This is a genomic window from Flavobacterium sp. M31R6 (genome assembly GCF_013284035.1).
In the GTDB taxonomy this organism is placed as follows: domain Bacteria; phylum Bacteroidota; class Bacteroidia; order Flavobacteriales; family Flavobacteriaceae; genus Flavobacterium.
In genome coordinates, this window is the sequence record NZ_CP054141.1 from 1471498 (window position 1) to 1489726 (window position 18229).

General features: G+C 35.5%; 11 protein-coding genes. 5 read left to right on the top strand and 6 right to left on the bottom strand.

Annotation, left to right across the window (positions count from 1 at the left end; translation table 11 throughout):
• Positions 1-6: 6 nt before the first annotated feature.
• The 3 genes from HQN62_RS06010 to HQN62_RS06020 all read right to left on the bottom strand — a co-directional run bounded on the left by HQN62_RS06010 (position 7) and on the right by HQN62_RS06020 (position 2074).
• On the bottom strand, positions 7-594 hold the full coding sequence (locus tag HQN62_RS06010; RefSeq protein WP_173503675.1) for a LemA family protein: 588 nt from the start codon (positions 592-594) through the stop codon (positions 7-9).
• An 82-nt stretch (positions 595-676) separates the two neighbouring features.
• Entirely contained in the window at positions 677-1009 is a 333-nt protein-coding gene (locus HQN62_RS06015; protein WP_173503676.1) for a MerR family transcriptional regulator, read from the bottom strand.
• An 87-nt stretch (positions 1010-1096) separates the two neighbouring features.
• A complete protein-coding gene (locus tag HQN62_RS06020; protein WP_116795989.1) occupies positions 1097-2074 on the bottom strand; it encodes a M23 family metallopeptidase in 978 nt (325 codons plus the stop codon).
• 405 nt (positions 2075-2479) lie between these two features.
• Here HQN62_RS06020 and alaS point away from each other — a divergent pair, with 405 nt between their 5' ends.
• The 5 genes from alaS to tamL all read left to right on the top strand — a co-directional run bounded on the left by alaS (position 2480) and on the right by tamL (position 14359).
• Positions 2480-5110 carry an alanine--tRNA ligase gene (alaS, locus tag HQN62_RS06025; protein WP_173503677.1) on the top strand — a complete coding sequence of 877 codons (2631 nt, stop codon included), beginning with the start codon at positions 2480-2482 and terminating at the stop codon, positions 5108-5110.
• A gap of 128 nt (positions 5111-5238) precedes the next feature.
• Positions 5239-6171: a GSCFA domain-containing protein gene (locus tag HQN62_RS06030; protein WP_173503678.1), complete on the top strand. Its 933-nt coding sequence runs from the start codon at positions 5239-5241 to the stop codon at positions 6169-6171.
• 2 nt (positions 6172-6173) lie between these two features.
• Positions 6174-6794 (top strand): DUF4230 domain-containing protein, encoded by a 621-nt coding sequence (locus HQN62_RS06035; RefSeq protein WP_173503679.1) that lies wholly within the window; start codon positions 6174-6176, stop codon positions 6792-6794.
• 217 nt (positions 6795-7011) lie between these two features.
• Positions 7012-12075: a translocation/assembly module TamB domain-containing protein gene (locus tag HQN62_RS06040; RefSeq protein WP_173503680.1), complete on the top strand. Its 5064-nt coding sequence runs from the start codon at positions 7012-7014 to the stop codon at positions 12073-12075.
• Complete coding sequence (gene tamL, locus HQN62_RS06045; protein ID WP_173503681.1) at positions 12065-14359, top strand: translocation and assembly module lipoprotein TamL; 2295 nt, start codon at positions 12065-12067, stop codon at positions 14357-14359. Before HQN62_RS06040 ends, tamL begins: the two co-directional genes overlap by 11 nt.
• A 77-nt stretch (positions 14360-14436) precedes the next feature.
• On the opposite strand, the gene HQN62_RS06050 is transcribed toward tamL, so the two are convergent.
• From HQN62_RS06050 to HQN62_RS06060, 3 genes are all read right to left on the bottom strand, one after another.
• The gene (locus HQN62_RS06050) at positions 14437-16200 is read right to left on the bottom strand and encodes an aromatic amino acid hydroxylase (RefSeq protein ID WP_173503682.1); all 1764 of its coding nucleotides are present in this window, start codon (positions 16198-16200) and stop codon (positions 14437-14439) included.
• Between the two features lie 662 nt (positions 16201-16862).
• Positions 16863-17255 (bottom strand): group III truncated hemoglobin, encoded by a 393-nt coding sequence (locus tag HQN62_RS06055; protein ID WP_173503683.1) that lies wholly within the window; start codon positions 17253-17255, stop codon positions 16863-16865.
• A gap of 52 nt (positions 17256-17307) precedes the next feature.
• Positions 17308-17871 (bottom strand): DUF4136 domain-containing protein, encoded by a 564-nt coding sequence (locus HQN62_RS06060; protein ID WP_173503684.1) that lies wholly within the window; start codon positions 17869-17871, stop codon positions 17308-17310.
• Positions 17872-18229 lie beyond the last annotated feature (358 nt).

Here is an 18229-nt window from a genome sequence, read left to right on the forward strand (position 1 = left end):
TTTTTTTTAGAATTTTACTTCAGCAGGTTTGTCTGCACCAGCAACTGCTTCGAAATATGGCTTTTCTTTAAGACCATAGATTCCTGCCAAGATATTTCTTGGGAAAGTGTTAATGTTATTGTTATAAGGCTTAACGGCTTCATTAAAACGGGTTCTAGCTGTTAAAATTTGATTTTCTGTACTGGCTAGTTCATCCTGTAATTTCATAAAGCTTGCATCAGCTTTCAGGTTTGGATATTGCTCAACACTAACTAATAATTTTGATAAAGAAGAAGAAACTCCTGATTGTGCCGAATTGAATGCTGCTAGTTGTTCCGGAGTAACATTTTTTGGGTCAATTGTAATTGCAGTAGCTTTAGCACGAGCTTCGATTACGGCTGTTAAAGTACTTTTTTCATGTTCAGCATATCCTTTTACGGTGCTTACTAAATTTGGGATAAGATCATTTCTCCTTTGATAAGAAGTGTTAACATTTCCCCAGCTTTCTTTCACGTCTTGTTCAAGTGTCACTGCATTATTATAAATTCCAGAAGCCCAGCTGTAAATTCCGATGATTACTACTGCTACTATAATCCAAGGCAAAAATCTTTTCATGTTTGTTTAATTTAGAGTTTGTTTGTTGTTTAATGTATTTATTTATTGCTTTTTATATTCCCCCATTTGGGGGTTAGGGGGCTTATAATTCGTTTTTAATGCTAATCAGTTGCATTTTTATAGTTTCTAATTTATTGATAATTTCAAATTTATCCATTGTTTTCTTTTGGCCTTCTTTCAAATGGATTTTGGCACCTTCAAGAGTGAATCCTCTTTCTTTGACCAAATGATAAATAAGCTGCAGATTCTTGATGTCTTCTGGGGTAAACATTCGGTTTCCTTTAGCATTTTTCTTTGGTTTCAGAATGTCAAATTCACTGTCCCAAAACCGAATCAAGGAAGCGTTTACATCAAATGCTTTGGCGACTTCGCCTATGCTATAGTATCTTTTGTCTGGTGATAATTCTATGTGCATGTTTTTTATTAATTATACTATTTTTTGAAATCTAAAATCTAAAGTCAGCAATCTAAAATGCTTCGCCAGTTCGCTTCGCTCGGGTCGTTAATCTAACGATTGATTTTCCTGATTCGCTATTTTTGAAATAGCAACGTATTCCACCGCCGAAATATTGCCATAATAAAAATTTAACGGATTCACTACTTTTCCGTTTTTGTGTACTTCGTAGTGCAAATGTGGCGCCTCGGAACGTCCTGTGCTGCCTACATATCCTATAATGTCTCCTCGTTTAACCGATTTTCCTGCGCGACAATTGTATTTGCTTAAATGTCCATAAAGTGTTTCGTACCCATAACCGTGTCGGATTACGATATGGTTTCCAAAACCGGAAGCAGTATTGTCTGCTCTAGCTACTACTCCGTCTCCTGTGGCGTAGATTGGTGTTCCTGTTTTGGCCGTAAAATCCATTCCTTCGTGCATTTTTCTTGCCTTGGTAAATGGATCTGTTCGATACCCGAAACCAGAAGCCATTCGTTTTAAATTTTCATTTTTTACGGGCTGTATTGCCGGAATTGCCGAAAGTAGTTTGTCCTTTGCTTTGGCTAATTTTACAATTTCATCCAATGATTTGGACTGAATTGCAAGTTCCTTACTTAAGGCATCTACTCTTTCGGTTGTGCTGATTACCAATTTTGAATTGTTATAGCCTTGTAAAGCGGCGTAACGGTTTATTTTGGAATAGCCTGCTTTTCGTTCTTCTTCCGGAATTGCGGCTGTGTTGAAATAAACGCGGTATAAATTATTGTCCCGGTCTTCAATATCATCTATTACATCGTCTACTTCGTCCATTTTTTTGTTTAAAATGGCGTAATTCAATTTTAAATTTTCGATTTCCCTTGCTTGCAAACGGTCTTTTGGTGTGTCAAAATACGGGGTGTTTAATAATATGATGAAGGTCAAAAATCCAAAAATAGCCGATGCTAATAAAAACAGAACGGCAAAGCCAACTTTTCTTCTCTTTCTGATTTTTATTTTGCGATAAGCCAGATTTACAGAATCGTAATAATATTTTACTTTCGCCATATTTTAAAATACCCTATTTTTGCAAATTAGTTAAAAGGTAAGTCGAACAAATTTAATAAATGTTTCAGTTGTTCTGCTGTTTTTTTTAATAATAAATAAATGGTTACCTGTCTTTATGAATATTATGAAGAACTAAAGGGTTGAGGTTCTTACTCCTTTACTTTTTAAGGATTGGATATGTCATTTAGAATGTAGCTCTTTATCTATCGAGTTCGCGTGAGGGATAGAAGCTAGCTACCAAAGTAGCGCGAATAGCCCGACAGCATTAGGGAAAGGAGCCTAATACCCGGTTGCAATATTTGGCTCCTTTTTCTGATGGGGTCACGCCCAAAGGATGATAAAAAATAGGTTTTAGATAAAATAATAAATAATAATTCAACGAATTACTGAATATATACAGCAAAAATGAAATCACAAGACGTACGTAAACAATTTTTAGATTTTTTTGAAAGTAAAGGGCATTTAATTGTTCCATCTGCACCGATTGTTCTTAAAGATGATCCAACTTTGATGTTTAACAACTCGGGAATGGCGCAGTTTAAAGAGTATTTTTTAGGCCTTGGAACACCAAAAAGCAACAGAATTGCCGATACGCAAAAATGTCTTCGTGTTTCCGGAAAGCATAATGACTTGGAGGAAGTCGGGATTGATACGTATCACCACACGATGTTTGAAATGTTGGGGAACTGGTCTTTTGGCGATTATTTTAAGAAAGAGGCGATTCACTGGGCTTGGGAATTGTTGACTGAGGTGTATAAAATTCCGAAAGACATTCTTTATGTTTCTGTTTTTGAAGGAAACCCGGATGAGAATGTACCTTTTGACCAGGAAGCTTGGGATATTTGGAAAACGTTGATTGACGAAGACCGAATTATTCTGGGTAACAAAAAAGATAATTTCTGGGAAATGGGGGATCAAGGACCTTGTGGACCTTGCTCTGAAATCCACGTTGATATTCGTTCTGCTGAAGAAAAAGCTTTGGTTTCAGGAAAATCGTTGGTGAATAACGATCACCCACATGTGGTTGAGATTTGGAACAACGTATTTATGGAATTTAATCGTAAAGCCGATGGTTCTCTAGAAAAATTGCCTGCTCAGCACGTGGATACCGGAATGGGATTTGAGCGTCTTTGTATGGTTTTACAAGGAGTTCAATCAAACTATGATACAGATGTTTTTACACCACTGATCAGAGAAATCGAAACGATTACGGGAGCCAAATATACAATTAAGGCAAAAGACGAAGCCGAAGAAAAAATAAATATCGCGATTCGTGTAATAGCGGATCACGTGCGCGCGGTAGCTTTTGCTATTGCCGACGGTCAGTTGCCATCAAACACGGGAGCTGGTTATGTAATCCGTAGAATTTTGCGTCGTGCAATTCGTTACGGTTTTACTTTCCTGGATACAAAAGAGCCTTTTATTTATAAATTGGTAGAAGTCTTGAGTACGCAAATGAGTGGGTCTTTCCCCGAAATTCGTTCACAAAAAGCCTTGTGCTCGAATGTGATTCGTGAGGAAGAAAGTTCTTTCTTGAGAACTTTGGATCAAGGATTGGTGTTGTTGGATGCTGTGATTAACACTAATTCCGGAACTGTAATCGATGGTAAAAAAGCATTTGAATTGTATGATACTTATGGTTTTCCAATCGATTTAACGGCTTTGATATTGTCTGAAAAAGGTTTGGAATTGGACGAAAAAGGTTTTCAAGAGCAATTGCAATTGCAAAAGGAACGTTCCCGTGCCGCTTCTAAAGTTACTGCAGGAGACTGGAATGTTTTGGTGGAAGATGATGTTCAGGAATTTGTGGGTTACGACCGATTGAAACACAACGTTAGAATCACTAAATACCGCAGAGTCGATAGTGTAAAAGATGGTGAAATTTATCAGTTGGTTTTCAATGCTACGCCTTTTTACGGTGAAAGTGGAGGACAAACCGGAGATAAAGGATATCTAGAAGCTCAAAACGGTGATATCATCTATATTATTGATACTAAAAAAGAAAACAACCAAACGGTACACCTTACTAAATCATTGCCAGATAATTTAACGGATAGTTTTACCGCTGTGGTGGATGCAAATCAAAGAGCAAAAACATCTTCGAATCACACGGCAACTCACTTGTTACACCAAGGATTGCGAAAAATATTGGGAACTCATATCGAACAAAAAGGTTCGATGGTGCGTTCAGCTTCTTTGCGTTTTGACTTTTCTCATTTTGCTAAAGTAACGGATGATGAGATTAAAGAAGTAGAGGATTTTGTGAATGCCAGAATTCGTGAAAGCTTGCCATTGATTGAAAAAAGAGCCATTCCAAAAGATCAAGCAATTGAAGAAGGTGCTATTGCGTTGTTTGGAGAGAAATATGGTGATTTGGTTCGAATGATCAAATATGGTGATTCGGTAGAGTTATGTGGAGGAACCCACGTTCCTAATACGAGTGATATTTGGCATTTCAAAATTGTATCGGAAGGGGCAGTTGCAGCCGGAATAAGACGTATAGAAGCAATTACCAGTGATGCAGCTAAAGATTTCTTTGAATCGCAATTACTTTCTTTTTATGAAATAAAAGAAGTATTGAAAAATGCAGTTGATCCTGTAAAAGCAATTCAAACATTGCAAGATGAAAATACTTCTTTGAAAAAACAATTGGAGGTTTTATTGAAAGATAAAGCCAAAAATATGAAAGGCGAATTGGCTCAGGAATTACAAGAAATCAATGGTATTCAGTTTCTTGCCAAACAAGTTGATTTGAGTCCGGAAGGAGCTAAAGACTTGGCTTATGAATTAGGAACTTTAGGAACAAATATATTCTTGGTATTGGCTACTGCTGAAGCCGGAAAACCAATGTTGTCTTGTTATATTTCCAAAGAATTGGTTGCCGATAAAAAACTTAATGCGGGTCAGGTGGTTCGTGAATTAGGGAAATACATCCAAGGTGGAGGAGGAGGACAGCCTTTCTTCGCTACTGCAGGAGGAAAAAATGCAGATGGAATTGCTGAGGCTTTGGCTAAGGCGGTTGAGTTTGTGAAGTAACAAACTTTTAATGATACTTAACCCTTTCAGAGTTCAAAACTCTGAAAGGTTTTTTTTTGGTTTAAAACAGAATGTTATTTTTTGAAAGTATTCAAATTATAAACTAAATTCGTTGTAAATAAAAAGTAATGAATTTCACAACCAAAATTAATATTCCTAATCATTCCAATCCTATAGACTACAACTCCAAAATTGTCTCATTGGGTTCTTGCTTTGCTGAAAATATGGGAGATAAATTCCAATATTTCAAATTTCAAAGCACGATCAATCCATTTGGAATTATTTTTAATCCAGTTTCGATTGAGAGAATTATTGACAGGGTTGTTAACGATATTTTATTTACTGAAGAAGATATTTTTTTTTATAATGAGCGTTGGCATTCTTTTGAAGTACACTCGGATTTAAGTCATTCGGATGCAACAGAATTATTGGAGAATCTGAATCAAATTCTTCGAGAAACCAAAAAGCGATTAGAGGAAGCAACACATATAATTATTACCTACGGAACATCTTGGGTGTATCGAAGCATTGAAAAAGATACTATAGTGGCCAATTGCCATAAAGTGCCCCAAAAACAGTTTGCCAAAGAATTGCTTTCTGTTGAAATTAGTACAGGGAGTATAAAGAACACGATTAACTTAATTCAATCATTAAATCCCAATTGTAATTTCATTTTTACTGTTTCGCCGGTACGACACCTCAAAGATGGTTTTGTGGAGAATCAAAGAAGTAAATCTCATTTGATTACTACAATCCACAATCTGCAATCTGAATACTTTCCGAGCTACGAAATCATGATGGATGAACTCCGGGATTATCGTTTCTATGCCGATGACATGGTGCATCCTAGTCAGGTGGCTATTGATTATATCTGGGAACAATTCAAAGAATCCACCATTTCTGAAACGGCTTATCCAACGATGGATGCTGTCGAAAGTATTCAAAAGGGTTTGCAACACCGTCCATTTAATCCCCAATCGGAGAACCATAAAAAATTTGAAGTCAATCTTCAGTCGAAAATCGCTACATTAGTGGCTCAATATTCATTTATGAAATTTTAATTATGCTAAAAAGAATTTTAGTTGGAGCAGTAGTAGTAGTGGCAATAATTTTGGCATTCAAATTCTGCGAATTCAAAAAAGGGGACGAATCTTCTTTAGACTACAATACCAATTTGATTCAACAACAAATCGTGAATGTGGGTAAATTGGTGGTTACCGAAGGACATTTTTCGGAAGTAGTAACTTATAAAAATCAACAAAAGTACATGATGGATATGCTTTCGTTTGAGAAAAAAGCATTGATAATCGTTAATGCCGATGTTACCGTATCCTATGATTTACATCAGATGAAATACGATATTGACGAAGCCAATAAAACCATCACAATTCTAAGCATTCCGAAAGAAGAAATAAAAATAAGTCCAGACATCAAATTTTATGATGTAGAACAAAGCCAGATGAATCCGTTTACTGGAGACGATTACAACAAAATCAACAAATCGGTAAAAGCTAATTTAGCTAAGAAAATAGAAAAATCATCCTTGAAATCCAATGCCCAAAACCGTTTGATAAGTGAGTTATCGAAGATTTTGATTCTTACAAATACGATGGGATGGAAACTGCAATACGACGGAAAAGTGATTGAAAATGAAAAAGATTTTGCTACAAAAGTAAAACTTTAGATGACAGTTTTTCAAGAATGAGAAGAGATCTAAATCTCATCAAACATTTGAACTTATTGACAAGTATTAGAACAATCTCACAATAATTTTAAAACATATTAGGGGAATTGTATAACTTATAAAATTATAGTTATTGCATATTTGTAGATTCAAAAATTTCTAATAAAGGGCAGGAATAGTGGAAACGCCATCGCATTCAATTACAAAGATTTTCTATATGGGCAAAAAACTAAATCCTTTTATAAAAAAAGCACTACGTATTATGCTTTGGAGTGCTCTTACAATTGTGTTTTTTTTGATCTTAATTATTGTATTGATTCAAGTTCCGGGTGTTCAGAATTTTACTAAGGATAAGGTACTCACTTATCTGAATGATAAACTTAAAACTAAAAGTTCCTTAGATCATATTGCCATTAGTTTTCCAAAAACAATAATACTTGAAGGTTTTTATTTTGAAGACCAACACAAGGACACTTTATTGAGTGGGAAAAGGCTGGCCATTGATATCGATTTGTTCAAAATCATCAATCACGAAGTAGAAATAAACTCGATTGAACTAGAAAACACAACCGCCAATATATCAAGAAACAAGGACGGGGTGTTTAATTTTGATTATATCATCAAAGCATTTACTTCCAAAGCTCCTTCAGATCCTAACAGTAAACCATATGTTTTGTCGGTTGTTGATGTCAATTTAAAAAACATCAAATTCAGTTTTGAAGACGATTTATCCAAAAATGACGTTCGCCTGAAGCTGGGAAATTTCAGCACAAAATTTAAGAAATTTGATTTGGATAAAATGGATTTCAATATTCCTTATGTTGATTTGAGAGGATTGAATGTAGTTTTAAATCAGGATTTAGTCGAAAAAATAGCCGAAGTATCTGCCAAAACGGTTGACACTATTGCCAAAAGAAGTGATTTTAATTTGGAACTAAAAAAAATCACATTGTCGAAAATTACTGTTTTATACGACAACAAAGATTCCAAAATGAATTCAGGGCTTACTTTAGGCAAGTTAAATCTTTTGGTAAACGATATTGATGCAAAAAATCAAATGCTCGATTTTGAAAAATTTGAAGTCAAAAATCTAAAAGGAAATCTACTGCTTGGGAAAAAGGAAAAACAATCCAAACCATCCAAAGTAAATACCACTATTTCACCAACAAAAGGTTGGAAAATAAAATTGGAATCAATCGATTTGCAAAATATTGCTTTTAAGTTTGATGATATGCAATCTCCTGCGATTGCTAATGGGATGGATTACAGTCATCTTGATTTGGATGGCTTGAATGCCAAAGCGGAGCATATTTATTTTGCAAATGATACTATTTCGGGACGAGTGAAATCTTTATTAGTGAATGAAAAAAGCGGACTGCAAATTCAGCAACTGAAAACACAATTTTTCTATGGGCCAAAGCAAGCCTATCTGAATAATTTGTATGTAAGAACACCTCAAACAGAGTTGAAAGACAAATTAAAAGTGAACTATCAATCGATTGGTGGTATTTCAAAAAACATAGGAGATTTGTTGGTTGATGCTAATTTAAGTCAGTCGAGAATTGGGTTTAAGGATATTTTACTTTTTGCTCCACAATTGCGTAAAATGAATCCTTTTCAATCGAATCCCAATGCTATTTTGTACATCAATTCCCGAGTAAACGGAAAAGTAAAGGATTTGAATATTCCCTATTTTCAAATGCAGGGAATTGGAAATACAAAAGTTTCTGTCTCTGGAAAAATCAAAGGACTTCCCAATTACGAAAAAGCTTTTTTTGATTTGGATATAAAAAACATAACTTCTTCTTCCCGTGATGTAATTTCTTTTGTTCCTGAGGGCTCGCTTCCCAAAGCAATTCGGCTTCCGGAACAATTTAATGCTAGCGGAAAATTTAAAGGCTCCATCGATAATTTCAAAACCAAATTGGTATTAAACAGCAGTTATGGCAAAGCCAATGTGGATGCATTGTTTGATAACAGAATTAAGAACAGTGAAAAATACGATGCTACTGTTGCTTTTATGGATTTCAATCTTGGAAGATTAATCAAGAATGATTCCTTGGGAAGAATTACGCTAAATGCCAAAGTTAAAGGGCAAGGACTGAATCCAAAAACTGCAAATGCTCAGCTGTCGGCCATTGTAAAAAAAGCAAATTTCAATAAATATACGTACTCTAACATGGCTTTGAAAGGGTCAATTGTAAAAGGGAATTTTGATATAAAAGCTAGCAGCAAAGATCCAAATCTAAAATTCAAGTTGGATGCAAATGGTGGTTTCAAAGATAAATATCCGGCTGTAAAATTAAATCTGAATCTTGATATAGCCGATTTGGAAAAATTAAATTTGCATGCTGGCCCGTTGAAACTTAGAGGAAACGTTGTCGCTGATATTGCCAATAGTAATCCCGATTATTTAAACGGGGAGATAGTGGCGTCCAACATTCAGGTTTTGCAGGATAAAGAGCCAATTGTTTTGGATAATGTCAAAATCATAGCTTTTGCAGACGACCAAAAAAACAATATAAAAATCAGTTCCCAATTCATTAAAGCCGAAATTGACGGTAAATATACACTAACCACACTTTCGGATGCGATAAAAAATTCGTTGTCAAAATATATTAATATTCAAACAGCGAAATACAAAACCAATTCGGAGAAACAACAATTTACCTTTAGTGTTGCTGTTCAAAATGACCCTGTTTTGTATAAATTGATTCCAAAGTTGACCGGATTGGAACCTTTAAACATTTCCGGAAAATACAATAGCGTAGGAGATACTATCCAGATTAAAGGAGCGATTCCGAAAATTATTTATGCCAATACTACAATATCCGATGGTAAAATAAATGTCGTAACAAAGAGTAATGCTTTAGAATATCAGGCTTCTGTGGCAACGATTGAAGGCGGGCAATTTAAAATTCCGTTTACAAGTTTAACGGGAAAAGCCGAAAACAATATTCTTTCGTATGCTTTGCAGGTAAAAGACAAAGACAAAAAAGATCTGTATTTTATTGCGGGTGAATTGCGACATGAAGATTCAAAAAATGTAATTAAACTGAATGCCGAAAACTTAGTTTTAAACTATGACAAATGGAATATAAATCCCGAAAATTCAATTGAATTTGGGGGCCAAAGACTTTATGTAAATAAATTTTATTTGGATCATTCCGGAAATGAACTGAAAATTCAATCGCAAGGCAATCAAAACAATGCTCCGCTACACGTTGATTTTGTAAATTTCAAAATAGAGACAATTTTGAATGTGATAAAGAAAGATGAATTGGAAATGCAAGGTTTGATAAATGGATCAGCTGTAGTCGAAAACGTCATGACGAATCCTATTTTTACTTCAGATTTGACCATTGATAAGTTTGTCTTTGGAGGAGAAGCTATTGGTGATATTAGCTTAAAAGTAGATAATAAAACTGCCAATATTCTTTCAGCAAACATGACTCTTTCCGGCGAAGGAAATAATCTTGCGCTTTTAGGGACATATAGGATTGACAGCGAAAATTTAGACCTTAACTTAGATGTCAATCAATTAAATATCAAAAGCATTCAAGGGTTTTCGTTTGGAAACATAACCGATGGTAAAGGTTCTTTGTCAGGGCAATTTAAGATTACTGGAAATATTTCAGAACCAAAAGTGAATGGAGAATTGTTATTAAAAGATGCAGGTTTCCGAATCACAAAACTCAATTCTTATTTTAATGTAAATGATGAAAAAATCGCTTTGCGAAACGAAGAAATTACATTCGACAACTTTTCGATTTATGATGAAAATGGAAATGAACTGGCTGTAAACGGAAAAATGATTACTAAAAACTTCAGGGATTTCAATTTTGACTTAACCGTAAAAGCTGATGATTTTAGAGCAATCCATTCCAAAGAAACCGATAATGATTTGTTTTATGGAGATTTATTTTTGAACACCAAATTAAAAATAGGAGGAACGCTTGACAATCCTGTCGTTAACGGAAATGTAGAAATAAATGACGAAACAAAATTCACAGTTGTATTGCCACAGTCTGATCCTTCCATTGTGGACAGGGAAGGAATTGTGGAGTTTGTAGACGAAGATAATCTGTATTTAAAACAAACGGTTGAATTGCAGAAAGAACTCAATCAATCGAAATTTATAGGAATGGATGTGTCGGTTGCGATTACTATTGATAAGGAAGCCGAATTTACGTTGGTGATTGACAAGGGAAATGGTGATTATCTGAATTTAAAAGGTGAAGCGGAACTTACAGCAGGAATTGACCCTTCCGGGAAAACTACGCTGACGGGTAAATACGAGTTTGATAGTGGTTCTTACGAAATGAATTTTAATATGATCCGACGAAAATTTGACATTCAAAAAGGCAGTTATATTATTTGGAACGGCGAACCAACAATGGCTACTATGAATATTACGGCGGTATATAAAGTCAATACTGCGCCATTGGATTTGCTGAGTGATCAACTTGGAACACTTACTCCCGAGGTTAAAAATACCTACAAACAAAAAATACCATTTCAGACTTTATTGAAAATGAATGGTGAATTGCTAAAACCAGAAATTACATTTGATATTGTTTTGCCAGACGGGAATTATGATGTTTCGTCGGATATTGTGACTGCATCGCAGACCAAATTAGAACAGTTAAGACAAGATCCTTCGGAATTAAACAAGCAGGTATTTGCCTTGTTATTGTTAAATCGGTTCGTAGGCGAGAATCCTTTTTCAAGTGAAAGCGGAAGCACAAGTGCCGAATATCTTGCCCGACAAAGTGCGAGTAAAATACTTTCGCAACAGTTAAATGACCTTGCCGGGGATTTAATTGCTGGAGTTCAACTAGAATTTGATGTGGAATCGACAGAAGATTACACTTCGGGAGCCAAAGAAACCCGAACCGATTTGAATGTGGGGATTTCAAAAAAACTTTTGAACGACCGATTGAAAGTTACGGTGGGAAGCAGTTTTGGTGTGGAAGGAGCAGAACGGGCCAATGAAGATGCTTCAAACATTGCAGGTGATGCTTCGTTGGAATACCAATTGAGTAAAGACGGAAGATACATGATTCGGGCATATAGAAAAAATGAGTATCAAGTTGCCATTCAAGGTGAAATTGTGGAAACAGGCCTTGTCTTTATCATTACGATGGAGTACAATAAATTCAAAGAGCTTTTTAAACGAAGCGCCAAAGAAATTGAGATCACGAAAAAAGAACAACTTCGTAAAGAAAAAAAGAGATTAGAGAAAGAGAAGCAAAAAGCGAAAGTATCTTATGCAAAGTAAACATTCAAAATATCTTTTAATCCTGTGCTCATTCTTCATTTTAGGATGCGGTAACACTAAGTATTTGCCCGAAGGTGATTTGCTCTATACAGGCGGTTCCGTAAAAGTTGAGGATTCAATTATAAAAAGAAAAGACAGGAAAGCATTAGAAACTGAATTGGAAAATCTTTTACGCCCCAATCCTAATAAACAAATATTGGGGCTAAGACCAAAATTGTTAATTTATAATTTGGCAGGAAAACCCAAAAAAGACAAAGGTTTCCAGTATTGGTTAAGGACTAAAGTTGGTGAACCACCAGTTTTATTCAGCAAAGTGGATTTAGAGTATAATGCGTCTGTCTTAAGAAATTATACCGAAAACAGAGGCTATTTTAAAACCAAAGTGCAGTCAGATTCGACAAGACATGGAAAAAAAGCCACGGCAGAATATACCGTGTGGCCTTCAAAACAATACAAAATAAAAAATGTTTCCTTTCCGGATGATTCCACTGCTTTGGGCAAATCGATTGCCAGAACCCAAAGAAGAACCCTTTTGATTCTTGGCAATGCTTATGATTTGGAAGTTATAAAACTGGAACGCGAGCGCATTGATGCCAGATTAAAAGAAAAAGGATATTACTTCTTTAATCCTGATTATATTTTGGCTCAAGTAGATAGTTCCAAAGGTGATCACGAAGTAAGCATTAGGCTAAAAATAAAAGAAGAAACACCCTCAAAAGCGAGAAAACCTTATACCATAAATGACATCATTGTGTATCCTAATTATTCTATTCTAACGGATAGTATTGCTTATAAAAAGGAAGATATTGTACAGTACAAAGATTTTACGATTATTGATTCGGCCAAGACTTTTAATCCCAGAGTTTTTGACCGTACTTTGTATTTTAAAAAAGGCGATTTGTACAACAGAAAAAATCATAATCTATCGTTAAACAGGTTTGTAAATTTAGGTACTTTTAAGTTTGTAAAAAATGAATTTAAAGTAGATGATTCAATTCCAGATGCATTAAATGCATATTATTATCTAACGTTGTTGCCCAAAAAGTTTCTTCGTTTTGAAGTAGGAGCCAGCACCAATTCGGCAGGATATACAGGAACTGAAGCAAAAATTAATTGGAACAACAGAAACTTTTTTGGCGGTGCCGAATTGTTTACGCTTTCCTTATTTGGAGGGATTGATTTTCAAGTTTCAGGTAAGAATGGAGGACACGATATTTATACTTTTGGAGGGGAAGCGAGTTTGGTATGGCCTCGTTTAGTCGCTCCTTTTAAATGGCAAAATTCGAGTGAATTTGTTCCAAGAACCAAAGTGCTTCTCCGCTATGAACGTCAAAGCAAAGCCGATCAGTATACTTTGAATTCTTTCAAAACTTCTTTCGGCTATTTATGGAAAGAGAGCGTCAGAGCAGAACACGAATTGAAAGTGTTGGAAATTAATTATGTAAGTCCAAAAGATGTAACGGATTCATATCTAGAAGAAATTAAGACAAATCCATCATTAGGAAAAGTAATCGAAAAACAATTAATTTTTGGCCCAACCTATTCTTATACGTTTACCAATACGATGCAAAAAAGAAAAAAGCATACGGTGTATTTCAATGGTGAATTGGATTTAGCGGGGAATGTTACAGGATTGCTTATGGGAGCAAATGCCAAAAAAGGCGATACCATCAAGTTCTTTGACGTGCCTTTCAGTCAATTTGTAAAAGTCAAAGGAGATTTCAGGCATTACCTAAAACTCGGTGAAAACAGCAAATTAGCCACTAGATTAATTGCCGGTGCAGGATATGCCTATGGAAACAATACCGTGATGCCGTCATCCAGACAGTTTGTCGCCGGTGGACCCAATAGTATTCGAGCATTTAGATCACAATCATTAGGGCCGGGAAGTTATAAAAATCTTGACCCAAATGCTGAGTTTTTAGAAGATCAATTGGGGGATATAAAATTAGAATTCAATACTGAATACCGGACCAAATTATTCAGCATAGTAAACGGAGCTTTGTTTTTGGATGCGGGAAATATTTGGCTTCTGAATGAAGATAAAAATAAACCCGGTGGTCAGATTTCAAAAGATTTTATGAAACAGATTGCGGTCGGAGTAGGAGCGGGATTGCGTTTTGATTTTTCTTTTTTAATCCTCCGAACCGATCTTGCTTTCCCCATCAGACAGCCGTATTTGATTAACGGAAGTAATTGGGTGATTGATGCTGTCAATTTTGGAAGCGGATCTTGGCGAAAAGATAATCTAATGCTCAATATCGCAATTGGTTATCCTTTTTGATATTGTTTTTTGCTAAAAAAAGACACGAACTACAGTTTCTGTAATTCGTGTCTTTAGTGAATTCGTGTTTTTTAATCCTAATGCGTAGTTTCTTCGTTCTCAAAAATCAACTCCAAACCATTCGAAATTAATTTCTCGATTTCAGGACGTTGTTTTTTTAGGTTTTCCAAATGCAAAAGCAACTGCTGCATTAAATTCATTTCATTTCGAGTATTTAAAAGCTCAATCAATTCCACAGAAAGTAACCAATCATTTGGATGATTATTTTGAAGTTTTTCAAAAATAGGTTCCAATGAAGCTGTTGTGTCATTAGATTCGCGAATGCTTCTTACGGTTTGGTACAGTACTTCCAGATCGTCTCTTTCAGCAGTTTGTTTGGCTTTGATGGTTTTGCTCGAAGGAACGTGCGAAATCAAATTAAAACTGCTTACATCAGCTGGCCCAGAAAAAGCCGAAACTAGTTTTTTACCCACAGCCATGTCATAATTGCCCCATTCCGGTTTGAATAAAACAGTGTCTCCGTGTGTAACCGTACAGTTTTTGAAACAAATTAAGATAATCTCTCCATGTAGATTCCTTTTTCCGGTAATGATTTCTCCAACCACTTTTATATCACCTTCAAATTCCAGAGTTGCAGTTTGTCCTTCATAAACGCCATATGCTTTTAAGTCACGCGGACTCATATCTTCAATGGCTAGATTAATACCTTTTAGTTTTCCTATTGGACTACCAAAACCTTCCGGATGCGTGCTGGTTCCATGACCAACCAATTCTTTTTCGCGATACGATAAAGCAGTTTCGCCTGTGGTTTGAAAGTAAATTGGTTTTCCTTCCTGTTCGATAACATTCGTGAAAACTCCCGAAATTTGTAAACCAGTACTCATTTCAATAGTTCCCAATGCTTTCGAATGAATTAGTTTTTTTATGCCCGACAGTCCTCCTGTACGCAAAGCCATAGTATTGGCAAACTCTTCCAAAATCAAACTCAAATAAGCAAAATCTGGAGTTACATACAGTTGCGGTTGTAATTTGGTAATATCAAAACTTTGGTGAACTGCCGAGAAATCATAAGGGATTTTTTTTACGTTATCTGTCATACACCAAGCGCTTTCGCCAATGGATGACAATAAACCGGCTCCGTAAATTTTAGGGTTTTCCAATGTGCCTATTAAACCATATTCAACTGTCCACCAATGCAGGTTTCTGATTTGGGCCATCTCAGATAATTCACCCATATTGTTTTGAAGGTCCTCAACCGCTTTTTCGGCAGCTTCGATTTCTGCTTTTGGTGTTCCTTCTGCTTCTTTCAAAATAGAAAGCAACCGAATGGCTTCATACATTTCGTAATCTTTATGCGAAGAAATGGCTTTACAGCCTATTTCGCCAAAACGGCGCAGGTATTCCGCATATTCTGGATTCGCAATAATAGGGGCGTGGCCGGCACCTTCGTGAATAATATCTGGTGCGGGTGTATATTCAATATGTTCGAGTTGGCGAATGTCTGATGCAATGACCAAAACATTATACGCCTGAAATTCCATAAAGGCATTTGGTGGGATAAAGCCATCAACCGCCACAGCAGCCCAGCCAATTTCACTAAGTATGCGGTTCATACCATACATACTCGGAATGTTGTCTACTTCAATACCCGTTTTTTTCAATCCTTCAAGATAGGAACTGTGAGCTACCTTAGAGAGATAATTCACGTTTTTACGCATTACATATCGCCAAACTGCTTGGTTAATTGGGGTATAATCGCTGTAATCCTGAGCTTTGATAAACTGTTTTAAATGTTTAGGCAATCGTTCTAATAATGGATTGCTTTCTATTTTTGTGTTCATAACGAAATCGATGTAGTTTATATGCAAAAGTACAATTTAAAGAGGCTTAAAAGAAGTTTTTTAACTATGATTTTAGCAAATTTATAGATTCAAAATCTAACCGTAATGATTCCAATGCAGAATTTTGGTTTATGTAATGTTGCGCCATAATAATATTAGGGCGCGCCTATTAATATTGGAGGTGTCGCCTTTGTTTTTAATAGGCACGCCTTCAGTTTTCATAGGCGCACCATATATTTTACTAGGCGTCGCGTATCTTTTTGATAGGCACGCCTATCGATTTTGAAGGTGTCGCCTTTGTTTTTGATAGGCGCGCGTCTAGATTGTTTAGGCGTGCTATAATTTTAAGTAGGCATGCCTATTGTTTAGGTAGGCATGCCTATGATTTTGGCAGGTACGCCTATAATTTAAGTAGGCTCTCCTATGATTTAGGTAGGCGTGTTTATAGTTTAAGTAAGCGTGCCTATGGTTTTGACGAGCTAGGTGAAATTTTGTATAAACTGCAAAAAGCTTTCTATTTAACTCTGGACTGGGGATTAACTCTTGAGTATTAAATTTTGATAATTTTTAATATTGCATATTTAAGTATTCCTTAAAAATAATTGTTTCAATTTATCAACATAAAAAAACCGCATTATTTTTATTGCGGTTTTTGTTTTAGATTATAAAAGCGGATGCTTCGCTTCATGTCTGAAATACTCAATTTTGTGATGGAACATTTCTGCCATCATTTTGCCTCTGAGTTTGGCTTCATCAGCATTTTTACCTGTAAATAAACTATCCACAGTTTTAGTGAAAATTTCCATCCAGCGGTTAAAATGCTCTTTCTCGACAGGAAGTTGTTTGTGTGGTGGAAAAGGACTTCCGGAATACGTGTGTTCTTCCAGTAGAATAGTTTGCCAAAAGCGGTACATTTTCTCTAAATGTTCGGGCCAGCGGTCACCTATTTTTTCGTTGAAAATAGAGCCAATCAGTTCGTCTTTTCGCACATTAGAGTAGAATGTATCTACCATTAATTGAATATCTTCTATGTTTGTTATGTCTTTGTTTGTCATGATTTCTGAGTATAAAAAAACCTACACAAAGGTAGGTTTTTTAAAAACTAAATTATTTTTTCTTTTCTTTATTTTCCTTTGTTTCAGGTTTTGCAGGCGGATATTGTGCTAAAATTTGGGTGACAATATCATTGACAATTGCGTCTTTTTCATTCATGTCTTTAGAAAGGGTTCCGGTTCCTTCACCTTGCCAGATCAGTTCTTTCTTTTTGGCGTCGATTAGGTCAATGTATAATGTTCCTTCAGTAGAGGAACTAACAGTAGTCTGTCCTCCATACATATAAGGATTCCATCCCCAACCCCAACCGTAGCCATAACCGGCATTGAATTGGTTTACGCTGATTTCTTCGCGGGATTTGGTGAAAATGTTAACCAATAAATCGGGAGTTTCACTTTTGGTAAATCCTTTGGATTGCATTTGTCGATCGATGGCGTTCAGAATTCTTTTTTTATCCAAATCAGAAATCTCTACTTTGTCAATTCCGGATTTCATAAAGGCAAAAGTTTTGTATTGGGTAAAATCAACCGATTTGTCATAATCAGAATATACTTTTACAGTGTCACACGAAGAAACTATAAAAAGTAATAATAAGGGTAGGAGCTTAAATGTTTTCATATTTTTATGTGATTAATGTTGAATCAAATTTAGCACAAAAATCGTACCAATTTGATTACTCTAAGGTAGTTAAAAAAAATGATTTTTCAAAGATCTCTACTAAATACATTTGTCTGCAGTCAGCTGTGTTAGCCCTGATAATAGTGAAAAGCATTTTTTGTTAAACGAGTATTTTTTTCTTGAACAAAAAAAGCGACCAAAGGAAGCTCTTTTTGTTCTTAGAAAAAAACGAGTTTATGAAAAATCTTGAAGCGAATAGCAGGATTAGCTCCTGAAAATTTCTTTAGATTTTATTTTTATCTACTGAATCTGCAAAAATCTGCGTGCCAATTTTTTTATGTCACGCAGATTCAGCAGA